23 protein-coding genes and 2 tRNA genes are annotated in these 20,581 nt (G+C 45.4%); 14 read left to right on the top strand and 11 right to left on the bottom strand.

The genetic code is table 11. The features are described from left to right. The first annotated feature begins 3 nt into the window (after positions 1 to 3). Genes QTA56_RS10145 through QTA56_RS10135 form a run of 3 tightly spaced genes read left to right on the top strand, consistent with a single transcriptional unit; the run spans position 4 to position 1,372 of the window. Positions 4 to 621, top strand: coding sequence for a DUF1294 domain-containing protein (locus QTA56_RS10145; RefSeq protein WP_267980834.1), 618 nt, complete (start codon positions 4 to 6; stop codon positions 619 to 621). Between the two features lie 24 nt (positions 622 to 645). Continuing rightward, on the top strand, positions 646 to 1,038 hold the full coding sequence (locus QTA56_RS10140) for a DUF4870 family protein (protein WP_004683474.1): 393 nt from the start codon (positions 646 to 648) through the stop codon (positions 1,036 to 1,038). A 13-nt stretch (positions 1,039 to 1,051) separates the two neighbouring features. Beyond that, a complete protein-coding gene (locus QTA56_RS10135; protein ID WP_267980833.1) occupies positions 1,052 to 1,372 on the top strand; it encodes an antibiotic biosynthesis monooxygenase family protein in 321 nt (106 codons plus the stop codon). An 8-nt stretch (positions 1,373 to 1,380) separates the two neighbouring features. Here QTA56_RS10135 and QTA56_RS10130 read toward each other — a convergent pair whose 3' ends face one another. From QTA56_RS10130 to hisB, 6 genes are all read right to left on the bottom strand, one after another. Further along, positions 1,381 to 2,271, bottom strand: coding sequence for a DMT family transporter (locus QTA56_RS10130; protein WP_267980832.1), 891 nt, complete (start codon positions 2,269 to 2,271; stop codon positions 1,381 to 1,383). A gap of 146 nt (positions 2,272 to 2,417) precedes the next feature. Next, positions 2,418 to 3,149 carry a 1-(5-phosphoribosyl)-5-[(5-phosphoribosylamino)methylideneamino]imidazole-4-carboxamide isomerase gene (hisA, locus tag QTA56_RS10125; protein ID WP_004760490.1) on the bottom strand — a complete coding sequence of 244 codons (732 nt, stop codon included), beginning with the start codon at positions 3,147 to 3,149 and terminating at the stop codon, positions 2,418 to 2,420. 65 nt (positions 3,150 to 3,214) lie between these two features. Further along, entirely contained in the window at positions 3,215 to 3,877 is a 663-nt protein-coding gene (locus QTA56_RS10120) for a 3'-5' exonuclease (RefSeq protein WP_411956094.1), read from the bottom strand. A gap of 100 nt (positions 3,878 to 3,977) precedes the next feature. Further along, positions 3,978 to 4,523 (bottom strand): DUF805 domain-containing protein, encoded by a 546-nt coding sequence (locus QTA56_RS10115; protein WP_267980830.1) that lies wholly within the window; start codon positions 4,521 to 4,523, stop codon positions 3,978 to 3,980. 154 nt (positions 4,524 to 4,677) lie between these two features. Then, entirely contained in the window at positions 4,678 to 5,295 is a 618-nt protein-coding gene (gene hisH, locus QTA56_RS10110) for an imidazole glycerol phosphate synthase subunit HisH (protein WP_267980829.1), read from the bottom strand. Continuing rightward, positions 5,295 to 5,888, bottom strand: coding sequence for an imidazoleglycerol-phosphate dehydratase HisB (gene hisB, locus QTA56_RS10105; protein ID WP_267980828.1), 594 nt, complete (start codon positions 5,886 to 5,888; stop codon positions 5,295 to 5,297). Before hisB ends, hisH begins: the two co-directional genes overlap by 1 nt. Before the next feature lie 104 nt (positions 5,889 to 5,992). Here hisB and QTA56_RS10100 point away from each other — a divergent pair, with 104 nt between their 5' ends. From QTA56_RS10100 to QTA56_RS10080, 5 genes are all read left to right on the top strand, one after another. Next, positions 5,993 to 6,370 (top strand): GNAT family N-acetyltransferase, encoded by a 378-nt coding sequence (locus QTA56_RS10100; protein ID WP_004760493.1) that lies wholly within the window; start codon positions 5,993 to 5,995, stop codon positions 6,368 to 6,370. Between the two features lie 108 nt (positions 6,371 to 6,478). After that, a tRNA-Phe gene (locus QTA56_RS10095) sits at positions 6,479 to 6,554 on the top strand. Between the two features lie 138 nt (positions 6,555 to 6,692). Then, positions 6,693 to 6,768, top strand: a tRNA-Phe gene (locus tag QTA56_RS10090). Positions 6,769 to 6,990: 222 nt separating this feature from the next. Further along, entirely contained in the window at positions 6,991 to 7,437 is a 447-nt protein-coding gene (locus QTA56_RS10085) for a hypothetical protein (RefSeq protein WP_267980827.1), read from the top strand. 57 nt (positions 7,438 to 7,494) lie between these two features. Then, positions 7,495 to 8,226, top strand: a complete 732-nt coding sequence (locus QTA56_RS10080; protein WP_267980826.1) for a hypothetical protein — start codon at positions 7,495 to 7,497, stop codon at positions 8,224 to 8,226. 57 nt (positions 8,227 to 8,283) lie between these two features. Here the strand turns inward: QTA56_RS10080 and scpC are convergent, their stop codons facing one another. Continuing rightward, on the bottom strand, positions 8,284 to 9,804 hold the full coding sequence (gene scpC / locus QTA56_RS10075; RefSeq protein ID WP_004760495.1) for a succinyl-CoA:acetate CoA-transferase ScpC: 1,521 nt from the start codon (positions 9,802 to 9,804) through the stop codon (positions 8,284 to 8,286). A 207-nt stretch (positions 9,805 to 10,011) separates the two neighbouring features. On the opposite strand from scpC, the gene QTA56_RS10070 reads away from it, so the two are divergent. Then, the gene (locus QTA56_RS10070) at positions 10,012 to 10,368 is read left to right on the top strand and encodes a hypothetical protein (protein WP_267980825.1); all 357 of its coding nucleotides are present in this window, start codon (positions 10,012 to 10,014) and stop codon (positions 10,366 to 10,368) included. On the opposite strand, the gene QTA56_RS10065 is transcribed toward QTA56_RS10070, so the two are convergent. Together QTA56_RS10065 and ompR are read right to left on the bottom strand one after the other, a co-directional pair. After that, entirely contained in the window at positions 10,365 to 11,816 is a 1,452-nt protein-coding gene (locus tag QTA56_RS10065; RefSeq protein WP_267980824.1) for an ATP-binding protein, read from the bottom strand. The two genes, QTA56_RS10070 and QTA56_RS10065, sit on opposite strands and share 4 nt — an antisense overlap. A gap of 17 nt (positions 11,817 to 11,833) precedes the next feature. After that, positions 11,834 to 12,598 (bottom strand): osmolarity response regulator transcription factor OmpR, encoded by a 765-nt coding sequence (gene ompR / locus QTA56_RS10060; RefSeq protein ID WP_004678831.1) that lies wholly within the window; start codon positions 12,596 to 12,598, stop codon positions 11,834 to 11,836. A 319-nt stretch (positions 12,599 to 12,917) separates the two neighbouring features. Between ompR and QTA56_RS10055 the strand changes: the two genes are divergently transcribed. From QTA56_RS10055 to QTA56_RS10045, 3 genes are all read left to right on the top strand, one after another. Further along, entirely contained in the window at positions 12,918 to 15,275 is a 2,358-nt protein-coding gene (locus QTA56_RS10055) for a Tex family protein (protein ID WP_267980823.1), read from the top strand. A 131-nt stretch (positions 15,276 to 15,406) separates the two neighbouring features. After that, positions 15,407 to 16,114 carry an AzlC family ABC transporter permease gene (locus QTA56_RS10050; RefSeq protein WP_267980822.1) on the top strand — a complete coding sequence of 236 codons (708 nt, stop codon included), beginning with the start codon at positions 15,407 to 15,409 and terminating at the stop codon, positions 16,112 to 16,114. Then, positions 16,111 to 16,428 (top strand): AzlD domain-containing protein, encoded by a 318-nt coding sequence (locus tag QTA56_RS10045; RefSeq protein ID WP_267980821.1) that lies wholly within the window; start codon positions 16,111 to 16,113, stop codon positions 16,426 to 16,428. The genes QTA56_RS10050 and QTA56_RS10045 overlap by 4 nt, the downstream gene beginning before the upstream one ends. 47 nt (positions 16,429 to 16,475) lie before the next feature. Here the strand turns inward: QTA56_RS10045 and QTA56_RS10040 are convergent, their stop codons facing one another. Continuing rightward, positions 16,476 to 17,231, bottom strand: coding sequence for an SDR family oxidoreductase (locus QTA56_RS10040; RefSeq protein WP_267980820.1), 756 nt, complete (start codon positions 17,229 to 17,231; stop codon positions 16,476 to 16,478). 106 nt (positions 17,232 to 17,337) lie between these two features. Between QTA56_RS10040 and QTA56_RS10035 the strand changes: the two genes are divergently transcribed. Both QTA56_RS10035 and QTA56_RS10030 read left to right on the top strand, forming a co-directional pair. After that, positions 17,338 to 18,222 carry a LysR family transcriptional regulator gene (locus tag QTA56_RS10035; protein ID WP_267980819.1) on the top strand — a complete coding sequence of 295 codons (885 nt, stop codon included), beginning with the start codon at positions 17,338 to 17,340 and terminating at the stop codon, positions 18,220 to 18,222. Positions 18,223 to 18,321: 99 nt separating this feature from the next. Beyond that, on the top strand, positions 18,322 to 19,086 hold the full coding sequence (locus QTA56_RS10030; protein WP_267980818.1) for an HD domain-containing protein: 765 nt from the start codon (positions 18,322 to 18,324) through the stop codon (positions 19,084 to 19,086). Positions 19,087 to 19,152: 66 nt separating this feature from the next. On the opposite strand, the gene QTA56_RS10025 is transcribed toward QTA56_RS10030, so the two are convergent. Then, the gene (locus QTA56_RS10025) at positions 19,153 to 20,445 is read right to left on the bottom strand and encodes an MFS transporter (RefSeq protein ID WP_267980817.1); all 1,293 of its coding nucleotides are present in this window, start codon (positions 20,443 to 20,445) and stop codon (positions 19,153 to 19,155) included. Positions 20,446 to 20,581 lie beyond the last annotated feature (136 nt).

The raw sequence follows: 20,581 nt of genomic DNA, 5'->3' as shown, positions 1-20,581 counted from the left end.
GTCATGCGAGATCAAGGTCGTTTGGTGGAATGGTTTGATGACAGGGGCTATGGCTTTATTCAACCCAATGATGCACATAGGGAGCGTGTGTTCCTGCACATTAAGGACTTTGCCCGTACAGGGCCACGCCCGATTGTCGGCTGTGCGCTGGAATATACAGTGATTCTGGATGAGCGTGGTCGCTATCGTGCCCAGCAGGTGACCTACCTGAAAGTGTCACAGGTGCTTGAGCATCGGGCTGAACCAGCTCAACCAAAACAGTCTAAGGCGTGGTCACCCATGCAGATTGGCATTGTGGTTTATATCCTGTTTATGTTGGTCGCCAGTTTTAGCAGGCTGCTGCCACCCTATACGCTACTGTTCGTCAGCCTGATGAATGTCCTGAGCTATTGGCTATATGCACAGGACAAAGAGGCGGCCCAGTTGGGGAACCGCCGTATTCCAGAACAGACCTTGCATATCGTGGATTCCTTGGGGGGATGGTGCGCGGGTTGGCTTGCACAACAAAAATTGCGACATAAAACACAAAAACAACCATTTCGTAAGATTTATTTCTGTACCATAGCCTTTCATATACTGTTGATATGCTGGTTAATTTCGCCGCTCAATGTCTTTTATTGATGGCGTGTCTGGAGATAAATAAAAATGAATTATTCCGTTGATCAAGACCCGAACCGTACTCTAACGCTGGTTCTTTATGTGCTTTATATTATTGCAATTTTTTCTGGTGGCTTATTGGCGGTCATTGCGCTCATTATTAACTATGTCAAGCGTGGTGATGTGCGCGGCTCAATCTTTGAAAGCCACTTTACCTGGCAGATCCGTACATTCTGGTGGTATCTGGCTTGGAACATCATCGCCTTTATTCCATTCTTCTTCCTATTCTTTACAGGGGACAATGCCAATGCATTTGCTGGCGTTGCGCTCTCTGGTACGGTATTTTGTGTACTGGTGATTTTTGCCGCGTGGGTCTGGATTGTTTATCGGGCAATTCGTGGTTTAATCGCACTAAATGATAATAAACCCATGTACCAATAAAATAGGATAAAGCATGATTATTGAGCATGTGCATTTAAATATTAAGCCTGATCAAAGTGAGGCTTTTGAACAGGCTTTCCAGCAAGCCAAAGAGATTATCTATCCCATGCACGGCCTAAATGCCGTGCAACTGATTAAGCATATGCGGCAGCAGGATTGTTATATACTGATGATTTTCTGGGACCAGCTTGAAAACCATACCGAGGGTTTTAGGAAGTCCAGCGCCTATCAGGAGTGGAAAGCGTTGCTGCATCCATTTTATGAGCCCATGCCTACGGTGGAATATTACCAACCGTGTATGTTAATCAAAAAGAAAGAGTCATCAGCAGCATAGAGTGCTTTTTAGCGCTCTTTTTGTTTAGGCTTGTTCCATTTTAACTCACTGAACAACACCCCTAGAACCACCATTAAACCTCCCAGCAAGGCCAGTAAAGGCAGTCGCTCACCCGCAATCCGCCCAAATAAGCCTGCCCAGACAGGTTCACCAGCATAGATGATTGCGGCACGGCTTGGGTCAACCATACGCTGTGCCCAGTTCATCACGAACTGAATCAGGGCACTGGCTAAACCTAGGGCCACAGCAATCAGCAGCAGTGCCCATGAAAATTCAGGAATCTTGTGTTCACCCACCATCGGCATACTGGCAAAAGAGAGGAGTGAGGCAACGGCAAGCTGAACCACCGTAACCCGCCTGAGATTGACCTTTCCAGCAAAATAACCAATCAAGATAATTTCCAGGGCAATCACAAAGGCACAGATCAGGGTCAGCACCTGCCCGTAATTGAGCTGAATACCTGAGAAACCATTTCCTGTTAAAAGTACCAGACCTGTAAATGCCAGTGCTGTGCCCACCCAGGTCATTAAACTGGGGCATTTCTGGAAAATAACCCACATCAGGATTGGTACGAGTGGAACGTACAGGGCAGTCAGAAAGGCTGATTCACTGCTGAGGATGGTCTGTAGGCCAATGGTCTGTGTGCCATAACCAATTGCAATCACTACACCAATTGCGGTGCCTGCCAGTGTTTCCTTTAGGGTTAACCCGCGAATAGAATTGATTGAGATCAGTAGGATGGCCAAGGCTGCGACAGCAAAACGACAGCCGACAAAAAACATGGGGCTACTAAAATTCAGGGCGTATTGCACCGCCAGAAATGTGCTGCCCCAGATCATGGTAATAAAAATAAGCGCAAACTGGGCGGCTCTGGGAGAGGAGGCGAGATGGGTTGGCATGTTGTAAAAACAGTAAAAATCAACTTTATATTGTGTATAAACTGATAGCGTCTATGCAAGAGAAATTATCTGCTCCAGCGTGGATCAGGCAATTTATTCAAGTCACAAAAAAAAAGAGCCTGACGGCTCTTCTTTCAGTGCTTTGTTTAGAGGCGATCTTCATCCAGTAATAACTGAGCCTCACGAAGGTTCAGTGTACCCTCATAAATCGCACGGCCTGTAATCGCACCTAAAATACCTTTCTGGCCTTTCAGGTTGCGGACATCATCAAGGTTGGTGACACCGCCTGAAGCAATCACAGGTAAGCCTGAGTATTCCGCCAAACTCACGGTTTGCTCAACGTTGACACCTTGCATCATACCATCGCGTGCAATGTCGGTATACACGATGCTGGAAACACCTGCATCCGCGAAACGCTTGGCTAGATCAGTTGCCTTGACATCAGTCACATTGGCCCAGCCATCGGTTGCGACCATACCGTTGATGGCATCAATCCCCACGATGATGTGGCCTGCAAAGCGTTTGCATGCCTCTTCCACAAACTCAGGCTCTTTCACCGCTTTGGTGCCAATAATCACAAATGACACGCCAGCCTCTAAATAATGCTCGATGGTTTCCAAGGAGCGGATACCACCACCGATCTGGATTGGAAGCTCAGGCTGTGCGCGGGCAATCGCCTCAACCACAGGTTTATGAATTGGCGTACCTGCGAAAGCACCATTCAAATCCACTAAATGTAAACGACGTGCGCCTTCATCCACCCAGTGTTGTGCTGTTGCTACAGGATCATCAGAGAAAACAGTGTCATCTTCCATGCGTCCTTGCTTTAAACGGACACATTTACCATCTTTCAGGTCAATTGCAGGGATGATTAGCATGCTTTCGCTCCTTGCATCATCTAAAGTTTAAATTGGCTACATATTAGCAAAGTATTGGACGATCTCTAAGTCCTGGATACTGAATCATCCAGTATTCTGCTGATTTGTTGCTGGAGTTGTGGGGTGAGTAACTGCTGTGTATAAAGATGGTCAAAGATCAGCAGGGCTGCATAGGCATCTGCCGCCGCATAGGCGATTTGTTTGGAACTCAGGTTTTTGACCGCCCAGTTTGAGGTGCTTATTTTTTTACTCTTGGCAAAATAACGCTGAAAAAGTAGGGCCACCGCTGTTTGTACACCGACCTGTGAGGTATAGCCAAAGCTGGAAAAGCTTTTAGACAGCTCAATCAGGGATTTTGGCTCAATTCCCTGGCGACGGAATCCACTGGTATCATTCTTGAGGCCAAAACCTACCTTAAGTTGCCGCTCATTTTCCAGAATCGGTTTTAAAAAACCCAGAATCTCTGTGCTGACCTGAAAAAGGTAGGCCTTGTCATGGCTTGCCAACTGAATGAGGTGGGGGCCTGTGGATTTTTCGCCCACCTTGAATGTTGGTTTGGATTCGGTGTCAAAACCAAGGATTTTAACCTGATTCAGTTCATCCTGAATTTCCCGACACTGTTCGAGGGTACGAATGACCAGAATATTTTCAGGATGTAGATTCTGGAATGCGGGTAACGCTCGTATTTGCTCTTTGCTTAATGCAACGGTTTGTTCTTGCATTTCCATCTTCATTGAAACATAACTGATGGGTGGAGCTTAAACGCTTTTGCACAAATGAAAAAGCCAAGTGAGAAAACTTGGCTTTAGAATAACTTCGAGCCAGGATTTATTCAGTATTGTGATTATATTGTTGCTGTGTCTGTTGGGCTCTTTGCACATAGTCCTGATAAGCAGGGATTGCAATTGCAGCGACCACCCCTAAAACAAAGGCAATTGGGATAAGGATAATATAAATCCAACCCAAGACTTTTTCCCAACCCTGAGTGATTCGTGCTGGACCAAAATTATTTTCACCCACTGTACCCTTGGCACAGAATAGGTAAATCAGGAAAATCAGATTTACAAGAGGGACGATGATCAATAACGACAACCATCCGTTTTGATTACGGTCATGTAAACGACGAATGGTAAAAACAAAAGAAAAATATATGAGAGCAATATAAACGATGATAAACAGGACAATTGCAAGGATTGGAAAATCTTGTCCTTGCTCAAGATTGTCTCCAGTTAATAGTGCAGCGCCAAATGCCAAAATGAAAATGGCAATACACGCAACAAGACCACTTAATAAAGACCATGCGGCGTAGGATAATCGGCCAAAACGACCTTTGGGGCTGAGTGGATGATCCACAGTTTGAGTCAATGAGTTCATTGTTATGCCTATCTAAGTGTTTTTATGGGATTGTAAAAATTAAGAAATTGTATGCATTAGAATAATAAAGAAAAATCTTCAGAATAAAAGCTTAAAATATTTTATGAGTTGCAGATCAAGTTATAACAAGAAACTTGATCTGCATGGAACGGACTTAAATCTTCCATTCCACAAAGTTTTTTAACAACTGCAAACCAGCGGTATGACTTTTCTCTGGATGAAACTGGGTCGCGAACAGGTTGTCCTTGTGAATGGCGGTACAGAAGTTCACGCCATAATCACAGGTTGCCGCAGTAATGGCCGAATCTTTTGGTTCCACATAATAACTATGCACAAAATAGAAACGTGCGTCCTGCTCAATGTTATTCCACATAGGATGATCTGGATCAAGCTGGTGAACCTGATTCCAGCCCATGTGTGGTACTTTTAAATGTGGAATTTCAGGGAAGTGTTTCACCATTCCATCAAAAATACCGAGTGCATCCACGCCACCATTTTCTTCCGAACTTTGCAGTAGGGCTTGCATGCCAACACAAATCGCAAGAACAGGTTTATTGAAAGCTGCCTGACGCACCACCTCATCAATGCCTGCCTCATGCATACCCTGCATACAGTCACGCATTGCGCCAACACCTGGGAAAACAATCTTGTCCGCCTTGGCAATCAGCTTTGGATCATTGGTGACATCAACCGTTGCACCCACATGCTCTAGCGCTTTCGCCGCAGAGTGCAGGTTGCCCATACCATAGTCAAGTAATGCAATACGAGTCATTACAGACTCCCTTTGGTAGATGCAATGGTATTTTCGGCACGTGGATCGATTTCACAGGCCATACGCAGGGCACGAGCCAGCGCCTTAAACACACTCTCAATCTGGTGGTGGCTGTTTTTGCCTTTCAGGTTGTCAATATGCAGCGTCATCAGTGCATGGTTGACAAATCCCTGAAAAAATTCCGAGAATAGATCAACGTCAAAGCTTCCGATACGGGCACGGGTGAATGGAATATCCATAAACAGGCCTGGACGACCAGACAGGTCAACCACAACACGAGACAGTGCTTCATCGAGTGGCGCATAAAAATGTCCATAACGACGCAAGCCCTTTTTATCACCTAAAGCTTGCGCAAAGGCTTGTCCCAGCGTGATTCCACAGTCTTCCACCGTGTGGTGATCATCAATTTCAAGGTCACCATCGCAATGAATGTCGATATCAAATAGACCATGGCGCTTGATTTGATCAATCATATGGTCTAAAAATGGAACTCCAGTGTTGAGGGTGCCTTGACCAGTACCATCGAGATTGAGACGAACTCGAATTTTGGTTTCGTTGGTATTTCTTACCACTTCACTGATACGTTGCGTCATGGACACGTTCCTCAAAAAACGTCAAAAATGATTGAATTAAAAACCGATAGTTTCGCTGTGACGAAAAAGTGACAGCATCATAGTTTGCTCAGGAGGGTTAATCAATGCCTATTACCGTACATGCTTACCGTTCTCTAGATAATCTAGGGATTCGTACCCAGCTAGAGCGACTTTATGACACCAGCCCAGAGTTTGGTGATGGGCAAGATGCAATGCAGCAACTTGAACAAGATCTGCAACAATATACCACAGTTTACACCGCTGAATTTAACACCAAAATTATAGGTGCAATTTGGTCAACAGGACAAGGTGAAAGCCGTGTGTTGGAATATATTGTGGTTCACCCTGCCAATCGTGGACGGGGCGTGGCAGAGCGTCTGGTTGAGGAGGTTTGCCGCATTGAAGAGGAGCAGGGCGTGAAGCAGTTTGAGCCAGGTTGTGGCGCGATTCACCGCTGCCTGTCGCATCTGGGCAAGATCTAGCTGAAAATAGATTCTTATTTAGTATTGTAGCAAAATTAAACAGTTAATAGGAAAATCCACAAATTGACTTGACGGATTTTGACAAACATTGTTTAATACGCCCACTTTGGCGCGATAGCTCAGTCGGTAGAGCAACGGATTGAAAATCCGTGTGTCCCCAGTTCGATCCTGGGTCCCGCCACCATAAATTTGAAATTTCAATCCCTGATCCCATTAGGGATTTTTTTTGCCTGATGTTTTTGTGTGAAAAATCGGCATTTAAAACAAAAGCTCAGGATAGTTGTTGACTATTTGCCTGAGATACGGCTTAATACACGCCATTGGCGCGATAGCTCAGTCGGTAGAGCAACGGATTGAAAATCCGTGTGTCCCCAGTTCGATCCTGGGTCCCGCCACCATATTCAAAAAGTCCCAAACGAAAGTTTGGGGCTTTTTTTATTGTTTGATAAATTTATTTGATTCATTGACCAACCATGCGCTAAGCTTTCAAGAATTGCATGAAAAATGTGATTGCAAAAATAATAGGCGAATGGCGCCATGATATGCGTCTTTTAAATACTTGGGTAGAATAACTCAGACGATCTAAAAAATTTAAATACAATGATATAAAAGGTATTTCTATGTTCAATACAATTAAATTAAGTACAGCCGCATTTTTATGCATATTTTTAACTGCTTGCGGGGGAGGTGGCGGTGGTTCAGCAAGTACGGACTCTTCCTATTCTAAAAAAATTACCAAAGGTGATGTGACCTATACTTGTAAATCACAATCTGCGGCGGATGCCTGTGAAAGTCAGAATAACTGTTCCGCCTGCGAATCATCAGATAATTCAAGCCCAAGTACGACCATTACCGCACAGTGCGCAACGGGAACCAATACGGTTACGGCGACACAAAATGGTTGTGTTGCATCGATTGGACAGGTCCAGCAAACCAGCGTATGTGTGGGCACATCACTCAGAATGCTTACAGGTACAGGCTTTATCAAACAGTATGTTATTGATAATGGCACATCATTTAGCAGTGGAGTGACCTTGAACGGAACAAAAGTCAGCTGTGCTTCATAGTTAAGCCGTAAGTCATGTTTTAAAGGTGGTGTATCCACCTTTAATTTTGGAATACCTATGGAAAAATGGCTTTATTTGTTATGTTTAAGTGTTGGATTTGGCTTGGGGTATCTGGTCGCGGATTTTCGGCATTTGCCAACAATGCCGTCAAAACCAGTACAGACTACAGCAAAATCTGATCAACATTCTCCTGAGATCACAGATGTTGATGATCTTACGGATTTTACCGTACGGCAGTTGGTCAATAATAAAGCACAACCATTAAGTACACTTTCTGGGCAGCAGCAACAGCAAATTTCGCAAATTCTTGCCAGCACACCCGAACAGCAAGTCTCTGACTATCTCAAAAAGGCATTTCCCCGACAGGATTTCTCCATGATTCGGGATAAAAAGGTTTTTGCCCAACGTGCCCTGGAAGAACTTGGTTCACAAAATGATGATCAGGTGTTGGCAGGTCGGTTGGTGCTGGCACTTACGCCAGTCATGCCACAATCTTCAGAGGATTTACATCAGGTCCATCATTTCCAAAATATATTTGCTCATTTTGATACGCTAGGGAAGTTTCCTGCGGATCAGCAGGTTTTTATCCGCTGGTTAAATCGGGATACAGGTGAGATTCTGGTATTTACACCAAGAAATATTAGTCAGGATTCATCACAAAACTGGATCAGTACTGTACCCACAAATGGCTGGCAGACAGGGAATTATGATGTCAAGGTCTACCAGATGTCTGATCAACTCACCCCGATTGCACAGGCAAGTTATCATATTGCGGAAGTGCTAAACTGATGCAGATAAAAAAGCCAGTTCAACAAGACTGGCTTTTTTATCTCATAGCTTAGGAAATTAAGCCGATTTAGCAACCTCAATATTGCTAACCAGCATATGGCCTGTTTCTTCAAAGTTTGCATGCCAGGACAGCGCTTCACGAAGCAGGTGAGGTGTATGTCCACCACGTTCACAGGCACGCTCAAAATAGTCCTGAAGAGCGTTACGGTAAAGAGGATGTACACAGTTCTCAATGATCACCTTGGCACGTTCACGAGGTGCCAGGCCACGTAAATCCGCTAATCCAATTTCAGTCACCAAAATATCAACATCATGCTCATTGTGGTCAACATGGCTGACCATTGGCACGATAGATGAAATATCACCGCCCTTGGCAATCGATTTGGTTACGAAGATGGCTAGGTGCGCATTACGGGCAAAGTCACCTGAACCGCCGATCCCATTCATCATTTTGGTGCCGCAAACGTGTGTTGAGTTCACATTGCCGTAGATATCAAACTCAAGCGCGGTATTGATGCCAATGATGCCTAAACGGCGTACCAGCTCTGGGTGGTTGGACATTTCCTGTGTACGCAACACCAGCTTGTCACGATAGGCCTCAATATTGCCAAACACCTTTTCGCCATATTTCTGTGATAGGGTGATAGAGCAGCCTGATGCAAATTTCATTTTTCCAGCATCAATCAATTCAAAAGTACAGTCCTGCAATACTTCTGAATACATCACCAGATCTTCAAAAGGAGAATCTTTTAAGCCCGTCAGTACTGCATTGGCAATCGAACCAATACCTGCCTGTAAAGGTCCCAGATTTTTCGGTAAACGGCCCTCAGCCACTTCCTTTTCAAAAAAGGCAATCAGGTGATTGGCAATACCCTGGGTTTCGTCATCTGGCGGGGTGACGGTTGATGGTGAGTCAAGCAGGGTGTCATTGAATACAATACCGACAATTTTGGCAGGGTCGATATTGATGGCTGTACTTCCCATACGCTCATCCACCTTGGTCAATGGAATTGGCTGGCGTGTTGGGCGATAGGTCGGAATGTAGATGTCATGCAGGCCTTCAAAGGCGGTACTGGTGTTGGTATTGATTTCAACAATAACTTTTTCAGCAAAAATCGCAAAGCTGGCTGAGTTGCCCACCGATGTGGTTGGAATGATGCCACCGTCTTCAGTAATCGCCACAGCCTCAATCACCGCAATATCTGGTTTTTTCAGTTGCAGGTTACGCATGTGCTCTACAGTTTCGGACAGGTGCTGGTCAACAAACATTACTTCGCCGTTGTTGATGGCGCGGCGCAGGGTGTTGTCCACCTGGAATGGCATGCGACGTGCCAATACACCTGCCTCAGTGAGCTGTTTATCGAGGTCGTTACCTAGACTTGCACCTGTAATTAACGTGATTTTTAACGGATTTTTCTTGGCACGTTCAGCAAGTGCCTGAGGAACGGCTTTCGCTTCGCCTGCACGGGTAAAACCACTCATACCCACCGTCATGTCATTTTCAATAAAGCTGGCAGCCTGCTCAGCACTCATCACTTTGTCATGCAGTGAGGCAAGGCGAATACGATCTAGAGACATCATCCATTCTCAATTTTGATTTTCATTGGATATGGATTTTAGCGCTAAAACGTGAAAAGTGAATTGAACTAAGGCTAAGGTCTAATAGGGTGAAAAAAATAGGACGAGGGGTTAGTTGAAACTTACTTAAATTCAGTATATCCACTTCTTTAATATCTATGGATTTTAGTGGTAATTTAGCTAAGAACCGCATGATTGAGCAAGTCAATGAAAAAAATTCAAAGTGTAATTGTTTTGATGAGTATGCTTGCTTTACATGGCTGTAAAGTTGTTAATCATCATACCGTGAAGCTGACAGGTTCCGCAGAAATGCAGGGAGCAGAAATACACTTGCCGATTACAACAGGGCATATTTATCTCTCAACCCAGCAACTGACTGAGAAAGATAAAGAAATTTTAAAAAGCATTTTGCCTTTTCAATGCCTGAAAATTACCACTTCTGAACCCTTTGATATGCAAAATCGGGCTGTTCACTTTCGTGACTTCAAGTTTAAAAAATTGCCTATTGGCGATTCAGAATGTCGCAAGATAAAAGTGGGAACACGTATCAGTGCGACATTTTAAAAATGACCGCTTAGGGTTTGCTTGATCTTGTCGATGGTGTTGCTATGTGATTCATCTTCAGGTGTGGGAATAGGCAGGGAAATCACCACTTCCAGACCGCCTTGCTCTCGGTTGCGGATGTTGATCTGTCCCTGATGGATGTCCACAATACGTTTCACAATGGCGAGGCCCAGACCACTTCCCTGAATGGTACGTGCGGAATTGCCACGTACAAAAGGCTGCATCAGTTCCTCCACCTGATCGGGCGGGATGCCTTCTCCATGATCAGCCACGGTAATTAAAATATACTGGTCAACATGACTGGCAGACAGTTCGATGGGTTCGGCACCATAACGCTTGGCATTATTGATCAGGTTGGCAATCAGGCGCTTGAGTGACAGGCTGCGTGCAGGAATCACGGGAAGTTCCTGTGCCTCAAAGCGGATGTCCAGCGGCTTGAACTGCACCACCAGTTCTTGCAGCAAGCTGTTGATATTGGTATCTGTCAGCTCCTCATCCGAACCATCTCGCATATAGGAAATAAACTGATTCAGGATGGCATCCATATCATCCACATCATAAATCAGCCCCTCACGGAAAAACTCATCAGGCAGCATTTCCGCTGTCAGGCGAATACGGGTTAGTGGAGTGCGCAAATCGTGGGAGATGCCCGCCAGCATGACACGGCGGTCACGCTCGGTTTGTTCCAGTGTATACACCATGTGGTTAAAGGCCTGATTGACCTGACGGATTTCCAGTGGCCCGTGGTTGGTGTCCAGATAGGGGGCCTTGCCCGTTTTACTGTAGTTGTTGGCGGCATTCTGTAGGCGGCGCAAGGGACGGTTCATCTGCCGCACCAGAATCAGGATAATAACGGAGGACAGGATCGGCACACCAAACAGCCATGATGCAATCAGTTCAACACTGTAGTTGGTGTAGGTCTTGAGGGGTTCCCTGACCCAGTTGCCATTCATTTCAGGCGTTTGAATCCAGATACGTGGAATCGGCTTGAATTTAAAATAAACGGTAACTTTCTCAACACCCAGCTCTTTGGCAAGCTTTTCCTCAATCTGGTCGGTGAAGAACTCGGCCAGAAACTTATCTTCCAGTACTGGAAACTCCCGTGGATCGGTTACATATTCAATCCCAATACGGTTTTTTAGCCATGTGTCGATATCGACTTCGGTATCGCGGTGTAGGATGCGAATGTCAGGATTGTTGACCAGTTCCAGCTCAATGGCCAGATAGCGTGCATGCTGTTGCAGTTCAGGAAGGTAGAGGGTTCGCCAAAAGAACCACAAGGACATGAATAGGCTAAAGAACACCGTAAACAGTACCAGTACGGTGGTACGCATTGCGGCAGACCGTGGCTTGATCTTGTCTAAAAAACGTTCCCATTGGGTCCGTGGCTTTTCAGAGTAGGTCTCAAAGTCGGTAAATTCTTGTGGATCAATCGGTTCAAGCTTCAAGGTTGAGTTTCCCGCACTTACTCAGCACCATCTGGAACAAAAACGTAGCCTACGCCCCAAACAGTCTGGATATAGCGGGCGCGGGCAGGATTGTCCTCAATTAAGCGGCGTAAACGGGAAACCTGCACGTCAATCGAGCGTTCCATTGCCCCCCATTCACGGCCACGGGCAAGGTTCATCAGCTTGTCACGGGTCAATGGCTCACGGGGATGCTGGACCAGTGCTTTCAGCACGGCGAACTCACCTGTGGTCAGGGTCACCACCTGTCCCTCACGGGTGAGGGTGCGGGTAGACAGGTCCAGCGCCCACGGTCCAAAACTAACCACTTCAACCTGCTGGCTTGGTGCGCCTGGCACCTCGCGAACCTGACGGCGCAGTACCGCACGGATACGAGCCAACAGTTCATTTGGGTTGAATGGCTTTGGCAGATAGTCATCTGCACCCGCTTCCAGACCTGCAATACGGTCAGAGTCACTGCCACGCGCGGTCAGCATGATGATTGGAGTGTCAATATTGGACTGGCGCAGGCGACGACAGATACTTAAGCCATCTTCCACAGGAAGCATAAAGTCGAGCACGATAAGGGAGAACAGTTCACGCTGTAGCAAACGGTCCATCTGGGTGGCGTCATGCGCGGTTTTTACCACAAAGCCCTTGTCTTCAAGGAAGCGTTGTAACAGTGTACGCAAGCGCACATCATCATCGACGACTAGGATGCGTTCGACCCGATCGGTTTCATGGTGTACGGTTTCCGTTGATTCGGCAGGTACAACTAAACTCATGATGTGCTCCTTTTATCGTTTATTGTCATCGTCTTTATGCAATGCGAAGAAGTATACGATTCATTGCACAGTTTTGGCTATGTTATAAAGCAACAAATATTGCCAATAAAATCAAGAGATAGATACCAAATATATACAGGCAAAATGATGACAATCAACCTATTTTTCAATATTTAGCCTAAAAAACGCCGTTATTTTAGAAACATTGACGGATTTGCAAAAACTACTGGTTAAATATTCAAAAAAACAATGGTGGATTTTATAGCCATGAACTTTATAATCAGTGCTTTTAGACTTAACCCTTGTGGAATCAATCACGATGACTGACTTAGTTCAGCAGTTGGCAAATGAACTTGCCGTACGTCCAAACCAAGTAGAAGCTGCTATTCGTTTAATTGATGAAGGCGCCAGTGTTCCCTTTATTGCACGTTACCGTAAAGAGGTCACGCAAGGCTTGGACGATACCCAATTACGTCAACTCGATACACGTTTGACTTACTTACGTGATTTATACGAACGTCGTGAGAAAGTGATCCAGTCTTTACAAGAACAAGATAAATTAAGTGATGATTTATTGGCGCGTGTCAATGCCGCAGAAACCAAGAACGCACTGGAAGAAATTTACGCACCTTACCGTCCAAAACGGACCAGCAAATCATTTAAGGCAAAAGAAGCGGGTCTAGGCCCAGTTGCTGAAAAAATTATTTCAGATCAAATTGATCCAATTGAGGCGTTGACTGGTTTTAGCCATGAAGACTATCCAGATGTAGAAAGCCAGCTTGATGCAATCCAGCATATCCTGATTGATGACTGGGCGCAAAATATTGCACTGACCACTGAATTAAAGCAAAGCTTTGCCAAAACTGCGGTGTTGAAAAGTGCTGTCGCCTCTGAAGATAAAAAAGAAGTGGGCAAGAAGTTCCGTGATTATTTTGAGTTCTCTGAAAACCTGAATAAAGTGCCATCACATCGTTTATTGGCAATGTTGCGCGGCCGTCAGGAAAATGTATTGGGCTTAAAAGTGGATGGTGAGGATGATGCACCACTGGCACGTATTGAAAGCGAATATAATCTTGAAATGCTACAGCCACAAAGCCGTCAGGATTATTTAAAGCAAACGGCAAAACTGTTCTGGCTGGGCAAGGTTCGTCCACAGATTGAACATTCACTACTGACAGATAAACGTTTGTCTGCTGAAGCGGAAGCCATGGATGTGTTCGCTGAAAACCTGCGTCATCTACTGCTTTCTGCACCAGCGGGTGGCCGTACCACTTTGGGCGTTGACCCTGGTATTCGTACAGGCGTGAAGCTTGCGGTGGTGAGTGATGCGGGTGATGTGCTTGCCTACAGCACCATTTATCCATTTGCCCCGAAAGAAGATAAAGAGGGTTCTATTGCGGAACTTGCCCGTTTGTGTCGAGAGTTCCACGTGGAACTTATTGCGATTGGCAACGGAACTGCAAGCCGTGAAACCGAAGCAGTGGTTGCTGAGATGATGGCGGCAAATACTGATTTAAAACTGACGCGTATCACAGTGAGTGAGGCAGGTGCATCAGTTTATTCAGCAAGTGAACTTGCTTCGCAAGAATTACCAGAGCTTGATGTGTCGATTCGTGGTGCAGTGTCGATTGCACGCCGTTTGCAGGACCCGTTGGCCGAACTTGTGAAGATTGATCCAAAATCCATTGGTGTGGGCCAGTACCAGCATGATGTGAACCAGACAGGTTTGGCAAAAACACTGGATGCCGTGGTGGAAGACTGTGTGAACGCGGTGGGTGTGGATGTCAATACTGCTTCTCCTGCAATTTTGGCTTATATTGCTGGTTTAAATAAAGCGATTGCACAGCAAATTGTTGAATACCGTAAAGAACATGGTCGTTTTGACAACCGTCAGGCATTGAAAAAAGTACCACGTTTGGGCGAACGTACGTTTGAGCAGTCAGCAGGTTTCTTGCGTGTCCAGAATGGTTCAGAGCCATTGGATGCATCTGCGGTTCACCCTGAAAGTTATGGTCTGGTGGAAAAAATTGTTGCGGCAAAAGCAACAACCGTAAAAGATATCATTGGCAATACTGAAATCATTCGCCAAGTCAAGGCGGATGAATTTGTGGATGACAAATTCGGTTTGCCCACCATTCAGGATGTTTTGGCAGAACTGGAAAAACCAGGCCGTGATCCACGTCCAGAGTTTCGTACCGCCAAATTCCGTGAGGATATCACTGAAGTTGCACAATTGACTGAAGGCATGCAGCTTGAGGGTGTAGTGACCAATGTGACGAACTTCGGTGCGTTCGTAGACGTGGGTGTGCATCAGGATGGCTTGGTGCATATTTCTGAACTGGCGAATGAATTTGTTTCTGATCCACATAAGGTGGTGAAGCCAGGTCAAATCGTGCAGGTGCGTGTGATGCAGGTGGATGTGGAGCGTAACCGTGTCAACCTGAGTATGCGTGCTGAGGGTTCTGCACCTGCAAAAGCATCGCGCCAACAGCAGCGTCCACAGCAAGACCGTGCGGAACGTTCAGAGCGTAAACCGCAGGGACAGCGTCCACCACGTAAAGACGGTGAGTTTAAACGTCCGCAAAACAACAAACCAAAAACCGAGAAACCACAAGAGCAAAAAATTGGTGGATTGGGTGCCTTGTTGTTGCAGGCGGGAATTAAAGGGACGAAATAAGTCTATTACAATTTTTGATAATGTAGAAACCTCCCTCGGGAGGTTTTTTACATTCAAAATAGATGATTTTTCCATTTTTATTTTGAACTTTATTATAATTCCTCAGTTCCCAACGCAAACTTGTTGTTCTTATGTTCCCAGATTCTGCTGAAAATCTTTCCTCTCCCCAGCGTGCTTTTTTACAAGGGATAATCAAAATACTTCCCCTATGTTTCGCAGTGTTGCCGTGGGGTTTGCTGGCAGGTTCAATGGCGATTCAGGCTGGCCTGACCACTGGGCAAGCCATAGGAATGTCTGCACTGGTTTTTGCTGGTGCAGCACAGTTGATGACACTAGGTTTGGTCATGGCGGGTACACCTGCACTCACCATTATCATTTCAGTATTTTTGATCACCACACAGCATTATTTATATGCACTATATTTTCGTGAAGAAATTGCCAGACTGCCATTAAAACAGCGTTTGTTATTTGGTTTTTTGCTGACTGATGAATTGTTTGTTGTTGGTATTCATAAACGTGAACATTATATTTATTTTTTGCTTGGAGCTGGCAGTTGTTTCTATTTGGCTTGGGTGCTATTTAGTATTGGAGGTATTGTGTTGGCTTCCTCTCTGCCAAATTTAGACCAATATCATCTCGATTTCTCTATTGTTGCAACCTTTATTGCCATCGTGATTCCCTTTATTAAAAACCTAAATACGTTGGTGGGTGTACTGGTTTCGGTGATTTTAACGGTGGTGTTTCTAGGCCTGGACATTAAAAGTGCAGCCATCTTGGCAGGGGTGATTGGAATGTTGACCGCAACCTGCTTGCAGAATTTTCGGGAGCGTGTGGTATGAGTTGGTTTCTCCTGATTATTTTGGCAATTGTGGTGTTTATGAACCGCTATATCTTGCTCGAACCGAATCTTCCCGTGCGTTTGCCCAAATGGTTTCAACAGTCCTTGCAATATTCAGCACCATGCTTATTGACTGCGATTGCCACCCCGATTGTGTTTATGGATGAGCAGGGCGTATTTCGTTCAACCCTGCTCAATCCTTATTTTCTGGCCACGATTTTAACCATTGTGATTGCCTATAAGGTCAGACATACCTTATTGACCATTATCCTGAGTTTGGCGTGTTTTTATGCCTTGGTGTTTTGGTTAAATTAGCAGGCTTGGGCAATATGGAATTTGCCACAAGCCCCATTTAAAAACTGTTAACGTGTGGTATAACCACCATTGGCAAAAATAGTCTGCCCCGTAATCCACCAGCCATCAGTGACCAAGAAGCGAACTAAAGGCTCAATATCTTCAATCTTGGTTAAGCCACCTAAAGCTGAAGCAGATTTGTGGTAGGCCACTGCTTCAGGCGCTTCCTGACCATAGAAAAAAGGTGTATCCATTGGGCCAGGTGCAACGGCAGTCACTGAAATACAGCGTTCACCAAATTCCTTGGATGCCGCACGGGTATAGTGTTCCACGGGCGCTTTCAAGCCCTCATAAGTGGAATAAAGTCCTGTATAGGCGGCAAGTAAACTGGTCACAATGGTACAGATTTTTCCATTGGCATTGAGATGACGACCTGCTGACTGAATAAAGAAATAGGCAATCTTGTTGTTGATGTCATTCATGACATCAAACTCTTGCTCGGTGGTGTCCAGATAAGGCTTTTTCAACACACGCCCCACGGTGTTAATGGCAATATCCACACTACCAAACTCTTGTTTAGCCTTGATAAATAATGCCTCAATATTTTGAATATCGGATAAATCGGCTTGTACCAAGATGGCTTTTGCGCCTAAATCTTGTACTGCTTTTAAGGTGTCTTCGGCATCGGCTTGGGTTGATGTACTGTTGTAATGGATCAGTAGATTCGCACCTTGCTCAGCAAATTTACGCGAAATTAAACCACCTAAGTTTTTTGCACCGCCTGTGATCAATACCGTTTTACCTTTTAAGTCATGCTGTGACATCTGCTTATCCTCGTCTTTGTTTTGCATAAAAATCATGCTAATTGAATTTATTTGTTTGAAATAGTTGTTAGTATTGAACTGATTGTGCAGAAAAGTTGAATAATAAATGGACAAGATTGAGCGTTTAAAAATTTTCTGCCTGGTAGCGGAGAAACAGTCTTTTGCACAGGCAGCGGTGCAGTTGGGACTGCCACGTTCCAATGTCACCTATGCGATTCAGTCCCTTGAAAAAGAATATGAAGTGCTGTTGTTTTACCGTACCACCCGTAAGGTGGCGCTTACGCATGAGGGCAGCTTGTTTTATGAAGAAGCGATTCGCTTGGTCGCACAATTAAAAGAACTGAATCGCTTTAAAACCCATGTGCGTAGTCAGGAGGGAAAAATCAGCATTGGCATGCCGAAACGCTTGGCAACACAGGTGCTTATTCCAAATTTATTGACCTTTTATCAGCGTTATCCAACAGTAAAGGTGTTGATTAATGGCAGTGATGATTTTTGCAACCTGATTGAACAGCAACTGGACTGTGTGGTACGGGTGGGACAGGTTCAGGATGAATACCTGCTGATCAGGCCTATTAAACCAGCCAAAATCTGGACGCTGGCATCACCTCACTATCTGGCAGAATTGGGCGAGCCTAAAAACTTTGATGAGTTACCGCAGCATTTTGCCGTGGATTATCATGTGGCAAAACATTATCGTGAGTTAAGTGAACTGGAGTTTCGTAACCAGCGTGTCAAAATGCCCTACCGTCTGCTGGTTGAAAATACCGAGGCCTATATTCAGGCAGGTTTGGCGGGGATTGGCATCATCCAGATTCCTGAATTTGATGCCAAATCTTATGTGGAACAAGGGCAGTTACAACGCCTGTTTACCGATATTCCAGCTTTGGAATTGCCTGTGAGTATTCTGCTGACAGATCGGCAATATCGTCCAAAATATTTTCAGGTCTTTATTGACTGGCTGGATGCTTTGCTAAAGAGCCAACTGTAAATCCATGTTTTGATTAATCGCAATTGCTTTGACATCCCTGTTTATTTCCAGTAAAACTAAAAATTAGAGTAATTACTCTAATTTTATTGGAGGGTAAATATGCAGATTGGTCGACAGGCATGGATGGCACAAACTTCGGGTGATTTATCATTGAAAGATCGTATGGCCTTATTGAGCCATAGTCTGCTGCCTGTGCTTAAGCAAAGTGTAAAAATGTATGCCTTGGCACATCGCTCAAAGGCAATGGTGCAGGGCAGTCTGACACTGGATGACCTACGCTTGCCCGACAGTGCAGAGGTCAGGCAGGCGCTGGAAAAGATGCAGTCCTGTAGTTCGGATGCCTTGCAGAACCATTGCCTGAGAACATGGTACTATGCCATTGGGTTTGCCAGGATGCAGGGCTTAAAGCGTGATGATGAGTTGTTGGCGGTGTCCTGCTTATTGCATGATTTGGGCATGACCGAGCTGCATTATCAGCACCATGCGAATTGCCGCTGTTTTGCAGGACAGGGTGCCTACGCCGCAAAAGATTGGTCGATTGAACGGGGCTGGGCTATTCCAAGGGCTGACCAGCTATTTGATGTGATCAGTATGCACATGAATCCCTATGTATCCCTTGATGAGGGAACGGAAGCACACTTGCTACAACAGGCTGCCAGTTGTGATGTGATTGGAAGCCGAGGTTTTGAGTTTGCTCCTCAGTTTAGGCAACAGTTATTTCAACAGTATCCCCGTTTAGACTTTAATCAACAGATGATTGAATTTACCCAGCGAGAAGCAGTCCATCGTCCCAAATCACGTACCGCAATGGTGGTGCAGAGTGGCTTTAAACAGTTGGTCAATCTCAATCCCTATCTTAATTAGTGCCTTGAAAATAAAAACCACCTTTGCCTGAACAAAGGTGGTTTTTATCTTATAGCCTTGTTTTTGCTAGTGGTCATGTTCCAGATATTCAGGTTTCTTCGGTAATGCCAGACTACAGAAGAAACAGATGATGAGCATGATAATCACGTAAACGAAAAACGTGTTTTCAATCCCTGCATCCTTGAACAGTAACGCCACAGAGGGAGCGGAACCACCAAACAGGGCATTACCCACCGCATAGGAAAAACCGACACCTAGGGCACGGACATGCGGTGGGAACATTTCAGCTTTCACCAGGCCACTGATGGAAGTATAGAAACTTAGCAACATCATCAGGAAAATCAGCAATAAAGTGATAATGATGGGTGAGTTGACAAAGCTGCGCATACCCGTGACCATCACAGGATAAATAAAGATTGCACTGAGTAGGCTGAAAGCCAGCATGGAGGTACGTCGCCCAATCCGATCAGACAGCATCCCGAAGAATGGCTGGGCGATCATAAACACGAATAGGGCCGTGGTCATGATAAAGCCAACGGTTTTGCCGTCCATACCGATGTTGGTGAGGTAGGTCTTGGAATAGACCGTGACCACATAAAATGTGAGTGAACCCGCTGAGGTATAGCCCACCACCAGTAAAAAGGTTTTCCAGTGCTTTTTCAACAGGGCAATCAGGCTACCCGATTCCTCACGCTCAGCATCCTCATGCGACAGGGTTTCCTCCAGACGGCTACGCGCTGCCAAAGACAGCAAGGCGGCGATCCCTCCAATCACAAAAGGAATACGCCAGCCGCCATCATTCAACTGCTGTTCAGTCATGAAGCCAAGCAAGATGACGCCGAGCAGGCTGGCAAGCAACTGGCCACCTGATAAGGTTACATACTGGAATGAGGCAAAGAAACCGCGTTGGCCTTTCAGGCCCAGCTCACTCATATAGGTGGCAACCGCGCCGTATTCACCACCCACGGAGAGACCCTGTAACAGTCGAACCATCAGCAACAGGAATGGTGCAAACATGCCCACCTGCTCATAGGTCGGCAATGCTGCAAATAGAAATGAACTAAGTGCCATAAGGCAGATCGAGATCACCATGGACTGCTTGCGTCCATGTCGGTCGGCAATCCGTCCAAACAGCCAGCTACCAATGGGGCGCATAAAGAAGCTTGCGGCAAACACCCCCCATACATAGATGGCCTTGGTGGTGGGTTCCATATCGGGAGCGGTCAGTGCATGGGTGAAATACGCAGCAAAAACGGCATAAATATAGAAGTCGAACCATTCAACCAAATTCCCTGATGCCGCACCGATAATACCCTTAATGCGGCTTGCTCTTTCTTCCCTGCTATATGTCTGAGTCATATATGTTCCTTTCTCAACCAGGCAAGATTCTGTAACTGAACCTTTACAGAATGTTATATACCGCTAAAAAGCATGAAAATGACGCGATTTTGTATGCTTTTTATGACTATATTTTTATATGGAGAGAATGAAGGCG

Source organism: Acinetobacter thutiue (assembly GCF_030385805.1).
GTDB lineage: Bacteria > Pseudomonadota > Gammaproteobacteria > Pseudomonadales > Moraxellaceae > Acinetobacter > Acinetobacter corruptisaponis.
Note: the sequence above shows the minus strand (reverse complement) of the source record. Positions and strands in the feature narration are given on the sequence as shown.